General features: G+C 56.7%; 21 protein-coding genes. All 21 read right to left on the bottom strand.

Annotation, left to right across the window (positions count from 1 at the left end; genetic code table 11):
* Positions 1-10 precede the first annotated feature (10 nt).
* The gene (locus RUM_RS04140) at positions 11-391 is read right to left on the bottom strand and encodes a YraN family protein (RefSeq protein ID WP_015557943.1); all 381 of its coding nucleotides are present in this window, start codon (positions 389-391) and stop codon (positions 11-13) included.
* Positions 388-1005, bottom strand: coding sequence for a ribonuclease HII (rnhB, locus tag RUM_RS04135; RefSeq protein WP_015557942.1), 618 nt, complete (start codon positions 1003-1005; stop codon positions 388-390). Before rnhB ends, RUM_RS04140 begins: the two co-directional genes overlap by 4 nt.
* The gene (gene ylqF / locus RUM_RS04130) at positions 1005-1877 is read right to left on the bottom strand and encodes a ribosome biogenesis GTPase YlqF (protein ID WP_015557941.1); all 873 of its coding nucleotides are present in this window, start codon (positions 1875-1877) and stop codon (positions 1005-1007) included. The genes rnhB and ylqF overlap by 1 nt, the downstream gene beginning before the upstream one ends.
* A gap of 47 nt (positions 1878-1924) precedes the next feature.
* On the bottom strand, positions 1925-2536 hold the full coding sequence (gene lepB / locus RUM_RS04125; RefSeq protein WP_015557940.1) for a signal peptidase I: 612 nt from the start codon (positions 2534-2536) through the stop codon (positions 1925-1927).
* A gap of 32 nt (positions 2537-2568) precedes the next feature.
* Complete coding sequence (gene lepB / locus RUM_RS04120) at positions 2569-3273, bottom strand: signal peptidase I (RefSeq protein ID WP_015557939.1); 705 nt, start codon at positions 3271-3273, stop codon at positions 2569-2571.
* A gap of 139 nt (positions 3274-3412) precedes the next feature.
* Positions 3413-3757 (bottom strand): 50S ribosomal protein L19, encoded by a 345-nt coding sequence (gene rplS / locus RUM_RS04115; RefSeq protein WP_015557938.1) that lies wholly within the window; start codon positions 3755-3757, stop codon positions 3413-3415.
* A gap of 225 nt (positions 3758-3982) precedes the next feature.
* Positions 3983-4636 (bottom strand): TIGR03936 family radical SAM-associated protein, encoded by a 654-nt coding sequence (locus RUM_RS04110; RefSeq protein ID WP_041326260.1) that lies wholly within the window; start codon positions 4634-4636, stop codon positions 3983-3985.
* The gene (locus RUM_RS04105) at positions 4611-6470 is read right to left on the bottom strand and encodes a TIGR03960 family B12-binding radical SAM protein (protein WP_041326582.1); all 1860 of its coding nucleotides are present in this window, start codon (positions 6468-6470) and stop codon (positions 4611-4613) included. Before RUM_RS04105 ends, RUM_RS04110 begins: the two co-directional genes overlap by 26 nt.
* A gap of 37 nt (positions 6471-6507) precedes the next feature.
* On the bottom strand, positions 6508-7077 hold the full coding sequence (locus tag RUM_RS11990; protein ID WP_015557936.1) for a zinc metalloprotease: 570 nt from the start codon (positions 7075-7077) through the stop codon (positions 6508-6510).
* Positions 7070-7384: a hypothetical protein gene (locus tag RUM_RS04095; protein ID WP_015557935.1), complete on the bottom strand. Its 315-nt coding sequence runs from the start codon at positions 7382-7384 to the stop codon at positions 7070-7072. The genes RUM_RS11990 and RUM_RS04095 overlap by 8 nt, the downstream gene beginning before the upstream one ends.
* 84 nt (positions 7385-7468) lie before the next feature.
* Complete coding sequence (gene spoVM / locus RUM_RS12555) at positions 7469-7561, bottom strand: stage V sporulation protein SpoVM (protein ID WP_015557934.1); 93 nt, start codon at positions 7559-7561, stop codon at positions 7469-7471.
* A gap of 48 nt (positions 7562-7609) precedes the next feature.
* Positions 7610-8272: a thiamine diphosphokinase gene (locus RUM_RS04090; RefSeq protein ID WP_015557933.1), complete on the bottom strand. Its 663-nt coding sequence runs from the start codon at positions 8270-8272 to the stop codon at positions 7610-7612.
* A complete protein-coding gene (gene rsgA / locus RUM_RS04085) occupies positions 8251-9159 on the bottom strand; it encodes a ribosome small subunit-dependent GTPase A (protein ID WP_015557932.1) in 909 nt (302 codons plus the stop codon). Before rsgA ends, RUM_RS04090 begins: the two co-directional genes overlap by 22 nt.
* Positions 9143-11353: a Stk1 family PASTA domain-containing Ser/Thr kinase gene (gene pknB / locus RUM_RS04080; protein WP_015557931.1), complete on the bottom strand. Its 2211-nt coding sequence runs from the start codon at positions 11351-11353 to the stop codon at positions 9143-9145. Before pknB ends, rsgA begins: the two co-directional genes overlap by 17 nt.
* 15 nt (positions 11354-11368) lie before the next feature.
* Positions 11369-12067 (bottom strand): Stp1/IreP family PP2C-type Ser/Thr phosphatase, encoded by a 699-nt coding sequence (locus tag RUM_RS04075; protein WP_015557930.1) that lies wholly within the window; start codon positions 12065-12067, stop codon positions 11369-11371.
* Complete coding sequence (rlmN, locus tag RUM_RS04070; protein WP_041326258.1) at positions 12054-13139, bottom strand: dual-specificity RNA methyltransferase RlmN; 1086 nt, start codon at positions 13137-13139, stop codon at positions 12054-12056. Before rlmN ends, RUM_RS04075 begins: the two co-directional genes overlap by 14 nt.
* Before the next feature lie 4 nt (positions 13140-13143).
* A complete protein-coding gene (gene rsmB, locus RUM_RS04065; protein ID WP_015557929.1) occupies positions 13144-14448 on the bottom strand; it encodes a 16S rRNA (cytosine(967)-C(5))-methyltransferase RsmB in 1305 nt (434 codons plus the stop codon).
* Complete coding sequence (locus RUM_RS04060) at positions 14448-15128, bottom strand: zinc metallopeptidase (RefSeq protein WP_015557928.1); 681 nt, start codon at positions 15126-15128, stop codon at positions 14448-14450. Before RUM_RS04060 ends, rsmB begins: the two co-directional genes overlap by 1 nt.
* A gap of 1 nt (position 15129) precedes the next feature.
* Positions 15130-16083: a methionyl-tRNA formyltransferase gene (gene fmt / locus RUM_RS04055; protein WP_015557927.1), complete on the bottom strand. Its 954-nt coding sequence runs from the start codon at positions 16081-16083 to the stop codon at positions 15130-15132.
* A 26-nt stretch (positions 16084-16109) separates the two neighbouring features.
* A complete protein-coding gene (gene def / locus RUM_RS04050) occupies positions 16110-16571 on the bottom strand; it encodes a peptide deformylase (protein ID WP_015557926.1) in 462 nt (153 codons plus the stop codon).
* A gap of 14 nt (positions 16572-16585) precedes the next feature.
* Entirely contained in the window at positions 16586-19048 is a 2463-nt protein-coding gene (gene priA / locus RUM_RS04045; protein ID WP_041326257.1) for a replication restart helicase PriA, read from the bottom strand.

The following is a 19048-nucleotide window of genomic DNA, read 5'->3' as shown; positions in this document are numbered from 1 at the left end:
ACCTCTCCTTTCAAAAAGAATCCGTTGGTTGATCCGTTGCGTCAAATGCATTCTCCAGATAATCCAGATCCAGCACCTGACTGCCCCGGAGGGTCACTGCCGCAATATCAAACCGGGGCTGAAGCCCGGAGGGATACTGATATAAATAAGCCTGGGCAGTCCGAAGCAGGCGCTTCTGCTTGACAGGCGTCACCGCCTCAAAGCCGCTTACCATGCTGCCCGGCCGCCGTGCCTTGACCTCTACAAAGGCGATGTATTCGCCGTTTTCTGCGATAATGTCGATCTCGCCGCCCCGGATGCAGTAATTCCGCCGCAGGATCCGATAGCCCTTTGCCGTCAGATATGCTGCCACAGCCTGCTCCCCCAGAGCGCCCTGCTGCCGGGTGGTCATGTGAGATTTTTCAGGAAGGATCGCCGATGCACCGGACTGATGCCGTGGGCAGCCAGCGCCTCGTAATGGGCTTTGGTGCCATAGCCCTTATGCTTGCAAAAGCCGTATTCCGGATACTGCTGATCCAGCGCCAGCATGTACCGATCCCGGGCAACCTTCGCCAGCACGGAGGCTGCTGCAATGCTTGCGGAGGTGGCGTCCCCATGGATCACCGCCTGCATGGGCAAATTCATCCGGGGCAGCCGGTTTCCGTCAATCAGTACGCACTGCACCGGGATGTCCAGTCCGGACACCGCCCGGGTCATGGCAAGCATGGCAGCCTGTAAAATATTCAACTGCTCGATCTCCTCCACGGTAGCGGCAGCAATACAGCAGGCAGACGCCTTGGCGATGATCTCATCGTACAGAGCCTCCCGGCGCTTTTCCGTCAGCTTCTTGCTGTCGTCCAGTCCGGGGATCACCACATCCGGCGGCAGCACCACCGCCGCAGCATACACATCCCCGGCAAGTGGCCCTCTGCCGGCTTCATCCACCCCGCAGAACACCGGGTAACTGTTCCGGACAGCCTCGTCATATTCAAACAATTGGGTTTTTACCGCAAGTGCTTTTGCCATCATGCGCCCTCATTCTCCGGAACCTCCAGGGTGATCCGCCCCAGCTTGCCGCTCCGGAATTCATCCAGCAGCGTGATCGCTGCCCGTTCCGTATTGACTTCGCCCCCGGACACCAGCATGCCCCGTTTCCTGCCCAGCTCCTCCAGAAGGATTCTGCCTTCCGTGCCTTCCGGCAGATTGATCTTATACCGGGCGGTCAGCGCCTGGGGATATGCTTCGTGCAAATACTCCAGCAACAGCATGGCAAGGGCTTCAATATCCAGCACGTCATCGTTGATGGCACCGGTAAATGCCAGCCGCTGCGCTGCTTGCTGATCGTCAAATTTCGGCCAGAGCACACCGGGGGTATCCAGCATTTCTACCCCGTCCCCCAGCTTGACCCACTGCTTGGTACGGGTCACGCCGGGACGATCCTCCACCTTGGCACGCTTGCCGCCTGCCATTTTATTGATAAAGGAGGACTTGCCCACGTTGGGGATCCCCACCACCATCACATGAATTGGTCGGTTCACCAATCCCTTGGCACGCCACTGGGCAATCTGCTCCTTGAGCAGTTCCCGGAGTGCCGGATGGAACTGCTTGACGCCCTTGCCGGATTTGCAGTCCATTGCAACGGCGGCACAGCCGGATCTCCGCAGCCGATGCAGCCACTGCTGGGTGGTACGCTCGTCCGCCATATCGCTTTTGTTCAGGATCAGCAGCCGTGGCTTGCCGCCGGTAAGCCTGTCCATTTCCGGGTTCCGGCTGCTCACCGGGATCCGGGCGTCCAGGATCTCCACCACAGCGTCCACCAGGGACAGATTGGCGGTGATCATCCGCCGGGTCTTGGTCATATGTCCCGGGAACCACTGAATCGAACGTATTTCTGCCATGAAAACTCCTTTATACAGCGCTCCCTGAGGAGCATGTTTCATTGGGCTCAGCCAACCTTCCCGAATTTGTCCAGGGGGAACACACGCAGCAGCGCCTTGCCCATGATTTCCGATTCCGACACGAAGCCCACATTGGGATGCCGGCTGTCCTTGGAAATATCTCGGTTATCTCCCAGCACGAACACATACCCCTCCGGCACGACCACCGGAAACTGCATGCCGCCCTCGTCCCGGGTGGTCAGGGTATTGATGTAGGCTTCCTGCAATACCTGATCGTCCACCGTCACCGTTCCGGTATTGAAATCGATATCCACCTTCTGCCCGCCCAGCGCAATGATCCGCTTGACGATCAGCTTGTTCAGACCCTCCGACTCCACCACCTGCTGTGCGGAATCCAGCTGATAGCTTTTCCTTGCATTGATGATGACCACATCTCCTTGCTGAGGGGTATAGCCCAGCTCTGAGATGATGAGTCGATCTCCATTTACCAGGGTGGGAACCATGGAAGCCCCCTCCACTGTGGCAATGCGGAACAGGAACGTAAACACCAGGAACACCAGGAACACCGAACAAAGGATGGATTCGATCAGATCCAGAAGATCTCCCAGAATGCTCCGTTCAACATCCTCTCGGTTCTGCTCCGGTTGCTGTTCAGCCATTGCCGGCACTCCTTTCTTCAGGCGCATCCGCCTTAGTCAATCACACTGAACTGCTCCGCCCAGGTGCTGCGCAGCTTTTCGTCCCGTGCAAACCGATAGACTGCATGCCCGATTACGGCATCCTCCGGCACAAGACCCACCAGGGTGCTGCGGCTGTCGGTGGAAGCATTGCGGTTGTCCCCCATCACGAAGATGTACCCCTCCGGTACGGTCAGGGGATATGTAAACGCCCCGTCATTCCGGGTGGTCAGCATATTGATGTAATCCTCCTTCTGCACCACCCCGTTCAGGGTCACAGTACCGGCGGTAAAGTCGATATCCAGTTGATCCCCTGCTACAGCGATCACACGCTTGATCAGATTGATGCCGATACCCTTCTTTTCAACGACCTGGGTCTGTTCCGGATCCGAAAACAGATGTGCCTCGGTGCCGTCCACGATGACCACATCGCCCCGCTGCGGATGATAGAACAGCTCCACCATCAGCACCCGATCCTTATCATATAAGGTAGGGTTCATGGAACTGCCGTCCACCGTCACCGGCCGCAGGATGAATGCAAACACCAGCACCACCACAAACACGGAAACAATGACGGATTCTGCAATGTCCAGAAGGTCATTGACCAGGGATTTGACCGGGGATTTCCAATCCTCCTGCTTTCCGGATTCCTCCGGCGCAGCAGGCTGCTGTACTTCTTTTGTTTCTTCCTTGCTTGTATCCAGAGATTCGTTCTCCATGCTGCAACCGATCCTTTCTGAAAGCCGTTCCCGGCAATATCCTGATAGCAAAAAAGGGACGTAACGTCCCCCTTCTTCCGCATTCGATGCAAGTGACATGCGAAGCAGGAACCTGCTCCGCACATGCACAAACCATCTCTTAGCGAATCTGCTCTTTTACCTTTGCAGCCTTGCCGACACGATCACGCAGATAGTACAGCTTCGCTCTGCGAACCTTACCGCTGCGAACCAGTTCAACCTTTTCTACAACAGGTGAGTGAAGCGGGAATACACGCTCAATACCGCAGCCGTGTGCTACCCGGCGAACAGTAAAGGTCTCGCTGATTCCACCGTGCTTCTTTGCAATCACAGTACCCTCAAATACCTGAATACGGCTCTTGTCGCCTTCCTTGATCCGAACGTGTACCTTTACGGTATCACCGATGTGCAGTTCCGGCGCATCCGCCTTGATGCTGTCATTGCTGATGAGTTTCAGTGCATCCATGGTTTTTCCTCCTGTTTTTTCCGAATGTTCTTGCCTGTCCTTGACGTGGGAGCATTCTGCTCCGGAAACGCCTGCCGCATGGGCAGTACGGGCAGAAACCTGCCAGGCAGCGGACCATCCGACTTAATGTCATTTGTATGGCACTAACTCTCACTGCGGAAACCCGCAGCGGACTTCAAATGCTTTACTATTATATCACAGCTCTGCAAAAAGTGCAAGGGGTTTTCAGAAAAAATCTGTGCCGTCATGGCAAATTATTTTTTCCCGCAGTACCCGGTTCACGGAAAAGTCCGTTCCCGGCTCCAGTTCCTGCATGGCATCCAGCACCGCCGTAGGGTTCAGATTGGTTTGCGCCCCTGCCGGCAGCCGCAGCCCCAGCTGCACCTGTGTCCCATCCTGCTGACAGGACAGGCACTGAATCTGGGGGCGGATCTCCGTCTGCACCAACTGCTTGCGCTTATTGGTACGCTGGATCAGAATGGATTCCCGGGCAAGAAACCCGTCCCAAGTTGCCGAAAATCCCTCCCCGGCTTCCAGCTCCAGCAAATAGTCTGCAAAGCCGATTTCCGTATGCTTTTTCACCGGTTCTGCCGCATGCCGGATCCGCAGTCCTTCCGGCAGCACAGCGTTCAGCCGATCCTGCAGTTCCGCAAAGGGCACCGGCTCCCGCAGGTTGAAATCCATAATCTCGCACATGCTTTCAAAACCCAGGGACAGTGCCAGTGGAAACATGAGATATAGCCGTGGATTGAACCCCTCCGAATACCAGATGGGAAGCTTCGCCCGGCGGAAGGCACGCTGCATGCACCGGTTCAGATCCAGGTGGGAGATATACTTCGCCCGGTCACGTTTTTCATACACCGTCCGGATCTTCAGCAAAGCAAGCACCTCCTACCTTTTGATTTACACCGCAGCCGGCACATTGCAGCCGGCAGTTGGGCGTAGTCAGAGACTGATGGGCACGTTGATTCTCCCGGATGAAAAAATCCTTGGACACATAATAATCCAGGTGATCCCAGGGGAACACCTCATCATAAGACCGGGTACGATTGGCGTAAAACGCCGGATCCAGCTCTGCCTCCCGGAATGCCTCCTGCCAGCGGCTGTAGTCGAACCGCTCTCCCCAGCTGTCAAAGGTGCTGCCCTTCTTCCATGCCCGGTACAGCACTTCACTGAGCCGCCGGTCTCCCCGGGCAAGTGCCGCCTCCAGCAGACTGGCATCGGACTGATGCAGGGCGGCACGGATCTTTTTGCTCTGGATGGCGTCCCGCAGCACCTGCTGCTTATGCTCGATCTGGGCATGGGTGGCTTGTGGCTCGAACTCAAAGGGGGTAAAGGGCTTTGGCACAAAGGTGGCGGTACTGATGGACACCTGTACATTCTTTCCCTTGGGTCGGTGGGGATTTTCATAGAACAGATCCACCACCTTTTGGGCAAGCTGGGCAATACCCACAATATCCGCATCGGTTTCCGTAGGCAGTCCCATCATGAAATACAGCTTCACCGTATCGTAGCCCCCCTCGAATGCGATCCGGCAGGTTTTCATGACCTCCTCCTCGGTCACATTCTTGTTGATTACGTCCCGCATCCGCTGGGTACCTGCCTCCGGCGCAAAGGTCAGTCCGCTTTTGCGCACCCGTTTGATCTGGTTCATCAACCCCTCCGAGAAGTTGTCAATCCGCAGCGAGGGCAGGGACAGATTGATTTTTTCTTCCTCCGTATAGGTCAGCAGCTTTCGCAGCATGGGGTCGATCTGGGAGTGATCGCTGGTGCTCAGGGAGGACAAGGACACCTCGTCATAGCCCGTATTCTCGCACAGAGCCTTACTTTCCCCATACACGGTTTCCGCCGACTTTTCCCGGAATGGACGATACAGGAACCCTGCCTGGCAGAACCGGCAGCCCCGGATGCAGCCCCGTAGCACCTCCACGGACACCCGATCCTGGACGATCTCCGTAAAGGGCACCACAAAATTATCCGGGTAGAACACCTTGTCAAAATCCCGGATGATCCGCTTCTTCACCGTTGCCGGCGCCCCATCCTTTGGAGTCACTGCCTGGATGGTTCCGTCCGGGTGATAGGTCACTTCGTACAGAGAGGGCACATAGATCCCCTCTATCCTGGCAGCCGCCCGGAGGAACGCCTGTCGATCCGCCCCTTCCTGCCGCATCCGGTGATACAGATCCATCAGCTCCAGGTTGACTTCCTCCCCCTCTCCCAGAATGAACAGGTCGAAGAAATCCGCCAAAGGCTCCGGATTGCAGGCACAGGGGCCTCCTGCCACCACCAGTGGAGCAATTGCTGTGCCCCGATCCTTTGCGTACACCGGTACACCTGCCAGATCCAGCATATTTAAAATATTGGTGTAGGACAGCTCGTACTGGAGGGTAAAGCCGATGAAATCAAAGTCCCGGATGGGCTCCAGGCTTTCCAGCCCATACAGGGGAATGTCATGCTCCCGCATGATCTGTTCAAAATCCGGCCAGGGGGCGAACACCCGTTCACACCAGTAATTTTCTCTCTGATTGGTCAGAGAGTAGAGGATCTTCATCCCCAGATGGCTCATGCCGATGTCATAGCAGTCCGGAAAGCAGAACGCAAACCGCACATCCACCTTAGATTTGTCTTTATAAATGCTCCCGGCTTCGCCGCCGATATACCGGGCAGGCTTCTGCACGGACAACAGGTATTTTTCAATCTTTTCTTTTAGCATGGAATGCTCCTCAATATGGTTTGATACATCCATTGTACTATATTCTTTCCGTTTGTGCAAGGGGCAGTTCCCACAGGAACAGATAGCCCAGCATCGCATACAGCTGCACATTCCGCACCCCGGCTGCCAAGCATGCACCAGCCAGAACAAACGTACTTGCACACACCAGCCAGGTCATCAGCATCTGTGCCCGGATGCCGGGGAACAGGCATCGGAGCACGGCACCCCCGTCCAGGTTCCGGTAGGGCAGCAAATTCCACAGTCCCAGCGCCATGTGGAGCCAGGCAAGGGAGGAGCCGGTCAGCCACAGCACCCATCCCACAGCCAGGTTCACCCCGGGACCGCTCAAAAGAATCAAGATCTCCTGCCGCCAGGTCAGCATTCTGCTGCGGCGTGGGATCATGAGAATGCCTCCGCCCCAGAACCGCAGCACTGCCAGCTTCTGACCGCAGGCACACATGGCGGCAGCATGTCCCAGCTCGTGTATCAAGGATGCCAGCAGTAAGGGCAGTGCCAGCTCCGCCCGGATCAGACAGAACAGCGCCCACACAGCAGCAAAACCAAAGCAGATGATGACCCGGACTCCACGCAGCCGGAAGCTAAGCATACACCGGCAGATCCAGCCGCAGGAATGGCTCCAGTAATTCCGGCCTCCACAGCTGGTGCAGCTGTTCCCGGCAGTAAGCAAGCCAGTGCAGCGCAGCCTCCGGAGCAAAATAATTCCAGATCAGCACCCCCAGGCACAGCCCCACACAGAGCATGCACTGGGTCACGATGATATCACTGTAAGGTGCCTCCGCCTTTCGCTGCTGCTTTTCCAGAGCCTGGGCAAACAGGGCATCCTCCTGCTGTCTTGCCTGTTCCAATGCATCCTCCGGACAGTCCTCCGCCCGCTCCCATTGGGTTTCCTTCATACAGATCCCTCCCGTCTGTATGAGCATATGCGCATCCCACACTGGGTATGCAAAAGCGCCTGTGCAGCTGCACAGGCGCCTGGTTTACACTTCCTCCACCGGTTCCCGCTTGATGTGGAAGATGGCGCAGAGAATGCCGGACAAAAACCGGGGACTCTTGACTACAACAATTTTCATGCTGATCCCTCCTATGTAATCCGGAGCGGCAGCTCCTTATGCTGTAGCTTATGCCCTGCCGCCGGATTGGTGCCTGTCCCGTGAGAATACCAGCAGAATCATCCCCTCTGCAAGGGTCACTGCCGCCTGCTCCCCGGTAATATGATTGCTGACCCCCAGGGGAAAATCCGCAGTCAATTCCGCATCCTGCAAGGGATACTCCACCCCCTCCAGGCACACGCCTTTACAGGCGGTCGTCAAGGCGAACACGGAAAAATAGCTGTCAGGGCGTGCCGGATAGACCCGTCTGCCGGGCGGATGCAGCATGGCTTCGTTCCGTTCCCCAATCAGAACGCCTTCCGCCCCTCTGGCATACAGGAACAAAAGCGTCTGGACATTGGCAATGGTATGATCCAGCCGTCCCCCGATGGCACCGTACAGCACGAACCGCCGGAAGCCCAGGGACAATCCAAGCTTCACCGCCAGCATGGTGTCCGTGTCATCCTTTTGTATCGGATGCCGCCGGATCTGACAGTCCTGGGGGATCTCCCTCTCCGGCAGGGTATCAAAATCCCCTACCAGATAATCCGGCTTTAGCCCCAGCACCTTTGCGTATCGGTATCCTCCATCGGCGCAGAGGATCAGATCTCCCGGCTCCGGGGAAACGAGGGGCAGGAACTCCATAGGTGCCCCGGCGAAAATATAACAGGTCAATTCTTTTTCAATTCCCATTCCTTCAGTCCCTTTGCCTCCTCAAACATACGGCAATAGCTTTCATACCGGCTCCGGGGAATCTCCCCATCCTCCACGGCCTGCCGCAGGGCACAGTTCCGCTCTGCTGTATGGCAGCAATCCTGAAACCGGCACTGTCCCAGATAGGGTGCAAATTCCCGGAAGCAGCCGGCAAGCTCCTCCTTGCGGATAATATCGTACTGGTTGGTTTCAAAGGTGGAAAAGCCCGGCGTATCCGCCACATAGCCCCCGCCCTGCACCGGGTACAGTTGGGCATGCCGGGTGGTATGCCGTCCCCGTCCCAGCTTTTCGCTGATGCTGCCGGTTTCCAGCTGCAAGGATGCGTCAATGGCGTTCAGCAGAGTGGATTTCCCTGCGCCGGAATTGCCCGTAAAGGCGCTGACCTTTCCACGCAGACATGCGGCAACCGCATCCACCGTGCGGGGGATTGCATACTCCACCACATATACCGGGATTCCTGCCTTCTGATAGATCTCCACCAAAGGAGCCGGATCCTCCAGATCCGCCTTGGTCACCACCAGAATAGGGGTGATCTGCTTGTACTCCGCAATGGCGATAAACTTATCCAGCAGCAGCAGATTCGGTGCCGGCTTGTACATGGATACCACAAACAGCAGCTGATCCAGATTTGCAAGGGGCGGCCGGATCAAGTTGTTTTTCCGGGGCAGCAGCTGATCGATGACCCCGTTTTTCACCTGAACCCGATCCCCCACCATGGGGGACTGCCCCCGGTTCCGGAAGATGCCCCGGGCACGAAAGTCAAAAACGCCGGAGGGGGACTCTACAGTATAGAGTCCCCCGATTGCTTTGATAATCGTTCCGGTCAGTACGGATCCTGTCTGCATGGGATCAATCCTGGTCTGCATTCGGATCCCCCACCGGTTCTGTTTCCTGAGCAGGCTCCGTAGGCTGGGGCGGTTCTGCCGTGGTATGGGTCGGTGCCGGCTTAGTGGTATGCTGTACCGGCGGATGTGTAGTCACAACCGGCGGCTCGGTCTGTGCTGCAATGGCACCGATACTCTTGAATGCCGCATGCACGTTCACATCGCTCTTTGCGCTTGCCGTCTTCTTGTCAAAATCCACCAGATAGGTGCCTACCCGGGCAGTTTCCTTGTTGGAGGAATTGGTCACAGAAACGATCAGTTCCTTCTTGCCGGAGCCCTCCAGGGGAACGCTTGCAGAGCCGGACGTGTATTCTGCGTTAATCACAGGGCTTGTGAAGAACACGGAGCCCCCGTCATAGAAGGTGAAATAGAAGGAGCCGTGTACGTTCTCCGGCAGTGCAAATGTGACATTGCAGGTATTCACCGGTGCAACACCGTTGCTGACCTTGACCTCGATCACGGTACCGGTCACAACCTGCTCTCCTGCATTGATGCTCTGGAAAATGATCTGCCCCTTGGGTTCGCTGGAATCCACCTCTGTTACCTGAAGCTCAAGCTTCATGACCTCAGCGTCCAGCTTTGCTTCCTCCAGGGTTTTGCTTGTAAAGTTGGGAACCTCCACCGTAGAAGCGTTGGGGCCCATACTGATATAAACCAGAATCTTGGAATTGGGCGCAATGGCCTCCCCGGCGGCAGGCACGGTCTCACAAACCAGTCCCTTTTCCACTGTATCGCTGGCCGCCTTCTTGACCTCCACCGTCAATCCCTGGTTGGACAGGGTCTTTGTGGCAAGCGTTTCCGTCCAGCCGATCACATCCGGCACGTCGATGGTGTTATTGCCAAGGCTCACCTTGATCTCCACAACGCTGTTCAGGGCAATGGGATCATTTTCCGGAATGCTCTGGTAGAAGATCACGTCCTTGTCGTACTCGGAGTATTCGCTGGCGGTCACCTTCAGATCCAGCTTGCCCTTCCAGGCATCCACTGCCTCCTGGTAGTTGGTGCCCACCAGATTCGGCATTGCAAATTCCTTTTTGTCTCCCTGATTGTCGCCGTTGAGCCAGCCTACGATCAGGTAGGTGACCAAAATCACCGCAGCCACGATCACTGCAATGGTAACGCCGGTGAGAATGGGCACAAACAGGGAGCGGCGCTCCTCTTCTTCCTCATCCTCATCGTCGTATTCGTCCTCATCGGACTCCTCGTAATCCTCCTGGTCGTCTCTGCCCTCCCGCATAGCCGGAATTTCCGCCGTTGCCGGGGTCACAGCCTGGAAGAACCGGGTAGGAGAATCCGAGGTCTGGGCATCCTCCTCGTCATCGTCATCATGATAGCCGAACACAATGTCCGGGTTTTCCTTGAACTGCTCGATATCCCGGATCATTTCCTGGGCAGTCTGATACCGGTGCGCCGGATCCTTCACCATGGCATGCAGGATGATCTCCTCCAGACCGATGGGAATGTCCGGATTGATGTTCCGGGGACGCTCTGCCTTTGCCTGCATATGCATCACCGCAATGGTCACCGGATTGTCCGTATCAAAAGGCTTTTTCCCGGTCAGCATCTCATAGAGCATCACGCCCACAGAGTATACATCGCTCTTGGCATCGGTCACGTCGCCGCGAGCCTGCTCCGGGCTGATATAATGCACTGTCCCGATGGCCTGATCCGTTGCGGTCTTGCCCTGCTCCCGGGCGAACTTGGCAATGCCGAAGTCCATGACCTTAATGGTGCCGTCCGGGAACATCATAATATTCTGAGGCTTGATATCCCGGTGTACGATCCCTCTGCTGTGAGCATGCTGCAGTGCCCGGAGGATCTGCAGAACAAAGTGTACGGAATCCTTCCAGCTGAGCACCTTTTCGTTCTCCATGTACTCCTTCAGGGTGATCCCGTCAATGTACTCCATTACAATGTACTGGATCTTGTCAGAGAATCCCACATCGTAGATCTTGACGATATTCGGATGGGACAGCACTGCAATGGCTTTGGATTCGTTCCGGAACCTGCGGAGGAATTCCTCGTTCTCTGCAAATTCCTTTTTGAGGATCTTGACCGCTACGGTTTTGTGATCCACCACGTCAGTGGCCTTGTACACGTCCGCCATGCCGCCGACGCCGATCAGCTCCGTAATTTCATACCGGCCGTCCAGCTTCTTACCAATGTTCTTATCCATCTACTTCTCTCCTACTCAATCTGAGATGATTGCCAGGGTGATGTTGTCCCGTCCACCCTTTTGGTTTGCCATATCTACAAGGTGTCCGCAAACCGTCTCAAAGGACTGCTCACGGAGCGCCTGTGTGATTTCATCCTTGCTGCAATAGCTGGACAGACCGTCCGAGCAAAGCAGCACCAGAAACCGGGAATCGTGGGTCTGTTCAAAGTAATCCGGCTTCACTGTGCGTTCCACGCCAATGGCACGGGTCAGCATATTCCGCTGGGGGTGGGATTTCATTTCCTCCCGGGTGATCTTGCCCTGTGCCAGAAGCATCTGCACCACGGTGTGATCCACCGTCAGCTGCTCCAGGGGTGCAAGTCCCTGCAGAAGATATGCCCGGGAATCCCCTACATTTGCCACATGCAGCATGGTATCATCCACATACGCCATGACGCATGTGGTGCCCATGCCGAAGTTCTTGTAATCCAGCTTTGATTTTGTATATACAACGGAATTGGCTGCGGATATGGAGGCACAGAGCAGCTGCTTGATCTCCGAGCCGTTCATGCCGGCGTGATAGCCCTCCTTGAAATGGGAAACAGCTTCGCCTATGGCAAGCCGGCTTGCCTCTCCGCCGGAGCGTTCGCCGCCCATGCCGTCACAGACAACCGCCAGCACCCCGTCCTCCAGTTGGAGGGTTTCTACCCGATCCTGGTTTTCATCCCGAACCATTCCTACATCCGTTGCTGTCTGAATCCGCAATATCCTCACCCCGTTCCCTTTGTGCCTCCCGGCGCAGCTGTCCGCAGGCGGCGTTGATGTCGCTGCCCAAAGTCCGCCGCACTGTGGCGTTGAGTCCCTCCTGTTCCAGCATCTGCTGAAAGCTGTAGACCGTATCCCGTTTTGTGTGATAATTCCGCTCCCGGACGGGATTGACCGGGATCAGGTTGATATGACAGGGCAGCCCCTCCAGCTGTTTCGCCAGCAGCCTGGCTTGTTCCCTGGTGCCGTTGACCCCATCAATCACTGCATACTCAAAGGTGATCCGTCTGCCGGTGGTGGCAAAATACCGACGACAGGCACCCAGCAGCTCCGCAATGGAATATTTCCGGTTCACCGGCATGATCCGGCTCCGGCTGGCATCGTCCGCCGCATGCAGAGACACTGACAGGGTCAGTCCAAGTCCCTCCTCCGCAAGCCGGTCGATCATAGGAACCAGACCGCAGGTGGAAAGGGTCACATGCCGCAGGCTCATGCCCCGCCCCTGGGGGGCAGAAAGTAGCCGCAGAAATTTCAGCACATTGTCGTAATTGTCCAAAGGCTCTCCGATGCCCATCAGCACCAGACTGGATACCGTCCTGCCGCTGTCCCGCTCCGCTTCGTAGATCTGTCCCAGCATTTCGCCGGGGGTCAGATTCCGCACAAAGCCTGCAATGGTGGAGGCGCAAAAGTTACACCCCATCTTGCAGCCCACCTGGGTGGATACGCAAAGACTGTCCCCGTGCTTGTATGCCATCAGCACGGATTCGATCAGGGATCCGTCAGAAAGCCCATACAGATATTTTACCGTATTATCAATAGCGGATTCAAGCCTTTTTACGACAATTAGTCGATTTATACAAAAAGAATCAGATAATTTTGTGCGAAGCGACAGTGACAAATCCGTCATTTCTGAAAAATCCGTTGCCTTTCGGCTGTGAAGCCAGGTAAAAATCTGCTTTGCCCGGAATTTCGGTTCGCCGGCTTCTGCCAGCCAGTCCGACAATTCCCCGAAGGACAGGGATAAAATATCCGTTTTGGTCACTGTATCACCTCGCTCGCTTCAGCTTTGCCATGAAAAACCCGTCACTGCCAAGGCAGCCCGGATGCAGCGTCACCTTCCAATTGCCAAAGGGCTCCCCCAGTGTTTCCAGAAAGGAGACTCCCTCAAATTCCGGATGCTGCTGCAAAAATCCGTCCACCACCCCATCGTTCTCCGCCCGGGACAGGGTACAGGTGGAATACACCAGATACCCACCTGGCTTTACATAGTGAGCAGCGTTTTCCAGAATCTTCGCCTGCACCGGAGGAAGTCCGGTAAAGGCCGCCGGATCCTTATACTTGATCTCCGGCTTTCGACGGATCACCCCAAGCCCGGAACAGGGCACATCGCACAGCACCCGATCCGCCTGGGGCAGCTCCGGGTTATGTAGGGATGCATCCCCCGTCCGGGCATGCACGCACTGCAAATGCAGCCGTTGTGCCCCCTGGGCGATCAGCTTCACCCGGTTGGTATGCAGATCAAAGGCATACAGCTGCCCCCGATCCTCCATCAACTCCGCCAGGGTAAAACTCTTTCCTCCAGGTGCTGCGCAAAGATCCAGCACCGTATCACCAAGCTGGGGATCCAGCGCCAGACAGCATAGCTGGGATGCCAGATCCTGCACATGAAACATGCCCTGGGCAAAGGCATCCGTCCGGGTCACATCGCCCCCCTGCACCCTGTAGCAGTCCGGCAGAAGAGGATGCTTCTCCACAGAGATCTCCCCCATGGCACGGAGGAAGGCAGACGCATCCCCTGCCAGAGGGTTCCGCCGCAGGGTCACCGGGGGACGCCCCAGTGCATCCGTCAGCAGAGCGTCCATCACCGATTCCCCGTATTCAGAGGAAAGCTGTTTTATGAGCCAATCCGGCGCACAGTACTGCACCTGACGACGGAGCGCAGGATCCTTTGGCACCGGAATCTGCTTTCCGTCCCGGACAAAGCCCCGGAGCACCGCATTTACAAAGCCGGATGCGCTGGTATACCGAAGCTTTTTGCATGCGTTTACACACTCATTCACTGCCGCATTGTCCGGGATCCGCATATGCGCCAACTGATAAACACCGCAGCGCAGCAGATTCCGCACGGTGGGATCTAGCTTTTCCGGGGGCTTTTTGCTGTACCGGGACAGCACATAGTCTAACTCCGGCAGCCGCTCGATCACTCCGTAATACAGGGCAGACACCCGGCTTTTCTGCTGGGGGTTCAGATCCGAATCCCGCAGTGCCCGATCCAGGGCAATGTTGGAATAGCCCTGTGCTCCGAAGGTCTTGTCCAGAAGCCGAACGCAGAATACAAGTTCAGCGCCCATCAGTCACGATTCCCCCGGATGGCGATCAAACGCAGCAGGTTCAGCAGTGCGGTTGCCAGGGCTGCCACATAAGTCAGCGCCGCCGCAGTCAGCACCTTGCCGGACTGTGATACCTCATTGCTGTCCAGAATATGACTGGATCCCAGGGTGTTCAGGGCACGGCGGCTTGCGTTGAATTCCACCGGCAGAGTCACCAGTTGGAACAGTACCACCAGAGAGAACAGCAGGATACCCAGATCTATCAATGGAAGTGCCTGAAAAATCACACCCAGCACCACCAGAGGATAGGACAGGGTAGAGCCGATCTGGGTGGCAGGAATGATGGCAGCACGGAGTCGCATGGGTGCATACTCCTGGGCATACTGGATGGCATGTCCCACCTCATGGGCGGCAACCCCCACCGCTGCAACGGAGGTGTTGTTATACACCCCATCCGACAGGCGCACCACATTGGTTCGAGGGTCAAAATGATCCGTCAGTTCGCCGCTGACCGATTCGATGCGGACGTGATACAATCCGTTCTGATCCAGGATCTGCCGGGCAGCCATAGCCCCGGTGATCCCCCGGGAATTGTGGATCTTCTTATACTTACTATAAGTGGATTTCACATTCCACTGTGCAAGCAGCGCAATGAGAAAACCAATCAGCACAAAGCCGTATCCATAATACATAAAGGGCATATCAAAGAACCTCCGTTTCGAATTTCATCCCATTTTCGATGGAATTCCCCCGCAAAAAATCCTCTGTCTTCAGCCGCTTGCCCCCCTCGGCCTGCAGCTCCAGGATCCGGATGCAATGTCCGTCTCCGCATGCGATGGTCAGATCTTTGGCGTCTACAATGGTGCCTGCCAGCGCCGGATCTACTGTCCGCTCGGACAAGGCTGACCGTAATAGTTTATGCCGCTTGCCCCCAAGAAATGCAAAACCGGTAATACCCCGGATCAGATTGTGAATCTCCCGGGCAGACTTTGTAAAATCGATCCGGCTCATATCCTTGCGGATCATGGAAGCGTAGCAGGACAAAGCGTCATCCTGGGGCACCGGCGTCAGAGTTCCCTGACAGATGCCTGCTACTGTTTCCAGCAGCACCTTTGCCCCAAGCTCCGACAGCCGGTCATGGAGCTGACCGCTGGTTTCCTCCTCCCCGATGGACAGGGATTCCGCCAGCAGCATGTCCCCCGTATCCAGCCCCTGCGCCATCTGCATGGAGGTAACGCCGGTTTCCGTTTCTCCGTTGAGGATACACCACTGAATGGGGGCGGCTCCCCGATATTTCGGAAGCAGAGATGCATGGATATTCACACAGCCAAACGCCGGAAGCTCCAGCACCTCCACCGGCAGGATCTGCCCGTAAGCCACCACCACGATCAGATCCGGTTGCAGTGCCTGTAACGTCTCCAGCGCCCGTGCCGCATCCTCCCCCTTCCGCAGGGACAGGGGTTGGTACACGGGAATGCCGTACGCCTGGGCAGCTGCCTTCACCGGGGTGGGAATCAGCTTATAGCCCCGCCCCTTGGGCTTGTCCGGCTGGGTGAATACCGCCTGTACCCGGTGTCCGCTTTTTGCCAGAGCATGCAGGCAGGGCACGGAAAAATCCGGCGTTCCCATAAACACAATATTCAGCTTGTCCCTCATTCCGGTTCCTCCTGTCACGTTCTGATTTATGCGTCTTCCATCTGTACGAATTCATCCACCAGACGGGTAAACAACAATCCGTCCAGATGATCCGTTTCGTGGCATGCACACCGGCACCCCAGCTCCTTCAGATCCATGGTAAATTCCTTCCCATGCCGGTCATAGGCACGGAGCCTGCACTTGTTGGGTCTTGTTACATATCCCCACTGGTTGGGGCAGGACAGACAGCCCTCCACGTCCCGCTGCTTGCCGCTTTCCTTCAGGATCACCGGGTTCACAGCCTCTACCCTGCCGTCTCCCACGTCCATTACGAATACACGCTTGAGGATGCCCACCTGGGGCGCAGCCAGTCCCAGACCCTTTGCCTTTTCCAGGGTCTCGAACATATCATCGATCAGCTGTCCCAGCTTGTCGTCAAATTCCTCCACCGTGCGGCAGGGCTTGCTTAAAATCGGATCCTCACTTGTTACAATGTTGCGAATAGCCATTACGTTCTCCTTCCTTATACGCCGATGTCTCCGTTCATATCGGCGAATACCCGGACACGGGCAAATTCCTTATAAGAGCCGGTGCTGCACAGCAGCTGCCGGATGAACTGCCGGAATGCGGCGTTGTTCTTGCATTTTAAAATGATCCGGTACCGGTATTTGCCGTTCAGCTTTCCATAGGTACACCGGACAGGCCCCAGCACCCGCAGGGGCATGGAAATATGTTCGGCGGCGATCTTGTCCCGCATCATCCGGAGCATGGTATCCGCCGCAAGCTGCACCTGCTTTTCCAACTCGGAGGACAGACCAATCACGCAGATATCACAGATGGGCGGAAACATCAACGCCTTCCGCAGGGCGATCTCCTCCCGGTAGAATGCCCCGTAATCCTGCTTTGCCGCCAGATTCAATACATAATGATCCGGCAGAAAGCTTTGCAGAATGGCTCTCCCCTGCTTGCCGCCCCGCCCGCCTCTGCCCACCACCTGGGTGATGAGGGAGAAGGTACGCTCATAGCTGCGGAAATCCCCGGCAAACAGTGCCTTGTCAATGGACAGCACCCCGACCAGAGTCACGTTGGGGAAATCCAGTCCCTTGCCGATCATCTGGGTGCCCACCATGATATCGTACTCCCCCCTGCCGAAGGCACGGAATTTCTCCTCGTATGCCATCCGGGAAAAGGTGGTGTCCGCATCCATCCGCAGGATCCGGGCACCGGGCACGATCTCCCCCAGGGCTTCCTCCAGCTTCTGGGTGCCAAAGCCCATCTGCTTCAGATGGGTACTTTTGCAGTTGGGACATTCCTGCACCGGAGGGGCGCAATAGCCGCAGTAGTGACACATAAGGCTGTCGTTTGCCCGGTGATAGGTCAGAGGCACGCTGCAATTGGGGCATTCCACCGGAGTATTGCAGTCGCAGCATGCAATGATGGTGTGATACCCACGCCGATTCAGCAACAGCAGGCTCTGCTCCCCGGCAGCCAGATTCTGCTGTAACTGCTGGGTGAGCAGATTGCTGAATTCACTGCCGTTGCCCTGTGCCCGTTCCTGGTTCATGTCCACAATGTCCACCGTGGGCAGCACTGCATTGCCGTATCGCTCCGGCATTTCCAGCAGCTGATACAGCCCCCGCTGGGCGTAATAGTAGCTTTCCAGGGAAGGGGTGGCGGACGCCAGCAACACGGATGCCCCATGGGTTCTGCACCGATGCTTTGCCACATCCGCTGCATGATACCGGGGGGCATTGTCGGATTTGTAGGAGCGCTCCCCTTCCTCATCCAGGATAATCAGCCCCATATCCGACAAAGGGGCGAATACGGCGCTCCGGGTACCGATCACGATCCGTGCCTCCCCCCGACGGATCCGCTTGTATTCGTCCATCCGCTGCCCCAGGGACAGATTGCTGTGGATCACTGCCACCCCATCCCCGAACAACTGCTGGAACCGGGACACGATCTGGGGCGTCAAAGCTATCTCCGGGATCAGTAGCATAGCCTGCCGCCCCAGGGACAGGGTGTGGGCAATGAGGGCTTCAAACACAGAGGTCTTGCCACTGCCGGTGACCCCATGCAGCAGGAATACCTTGGGGATCCTGCTGTGGATCTGGGCTGCCACCGTATCATACACCTTTTGTTGCTGGTCACTGAGCCGGATCTGGGACGGATCCCGCCGCTGCTCCGATCCACTTTGCACCGGACGGAGCTGCTCCATATCGTACTGCTCCACCAGTCCATGCTTCAGCAGGGTCTTCACCACTGCCGGAGTCACACCGCACAGATAGCATGCCTCCCGGACGGCAACCGGGCCGTTTTCCTCCAGCAGTGCCAGCACCTGCCGCTGCTTGGGGGTGGGCTGATGCCGGTTCTGCCCTGTAAGGTATGCGTCCGACAGGCGGATCATCTGGATGTACTTATCCCCCACCGCCTGGGCTAGCCGATCGGTTTGCTGAATACAGCCCTTTTGCAAAAGACTGTGGATCAGCTCCTGCTTATCCGGATTGACGGACACATCCAGCATGGCATCCAGCTCCCGCCGGGATTTTGCCATCCGCAGGAACCGGAGCAGATGCGCTTCCTCCTCCGTCAGGGGCACATCCGGCACCTGATCGGACAGGGAGAAATGCTCCTCCACCCGCAGGTTCATGCCGGAGGGCAGCAGACACCGGACTGCGTCATAATAGGTACAGAAGGTCTGCTCGTGCAGCCAGTCGGAAAGCTCCAGCATTTCCCCGTTCAGCACCGGCTCCGGATCCGGCACAGCCAGCAGGGGCTTGAGCTTGGGATCTGCCGGAATCTCATGCCGCACCAGGATCATGCCGATCCGCTTCCGGTTGCCTCTGCCGAAGGGCACCAGCACCCGGCAGCCCGGCTGTGCGGACTGTTCCAGGTAAGCAGGAACCAGATAGTCAAACAGCCGGTCAAAGGAAAAGGCGGTGCCGCTGACCGCAACCGCAGCCGCCTGCACCAAGGGCTGTTCCAC

Source organism: Ruminococcus champanellensis 18P13 = JCM 17042 (assembly GCF_000210095.1).
Classification (GTDB): domain Bacteria; phylum Bacillota; class Clostridia; order Oscillospirales; family Ruminococcaceae; genus Ruminococcus_F; species Ruminococcus_F champanellensis.
The sequence above is the reverse complement of the archived record's forward strand: the minus strand, read 5'-3'. Positions and strand labels throughout refer to the sequence as shown.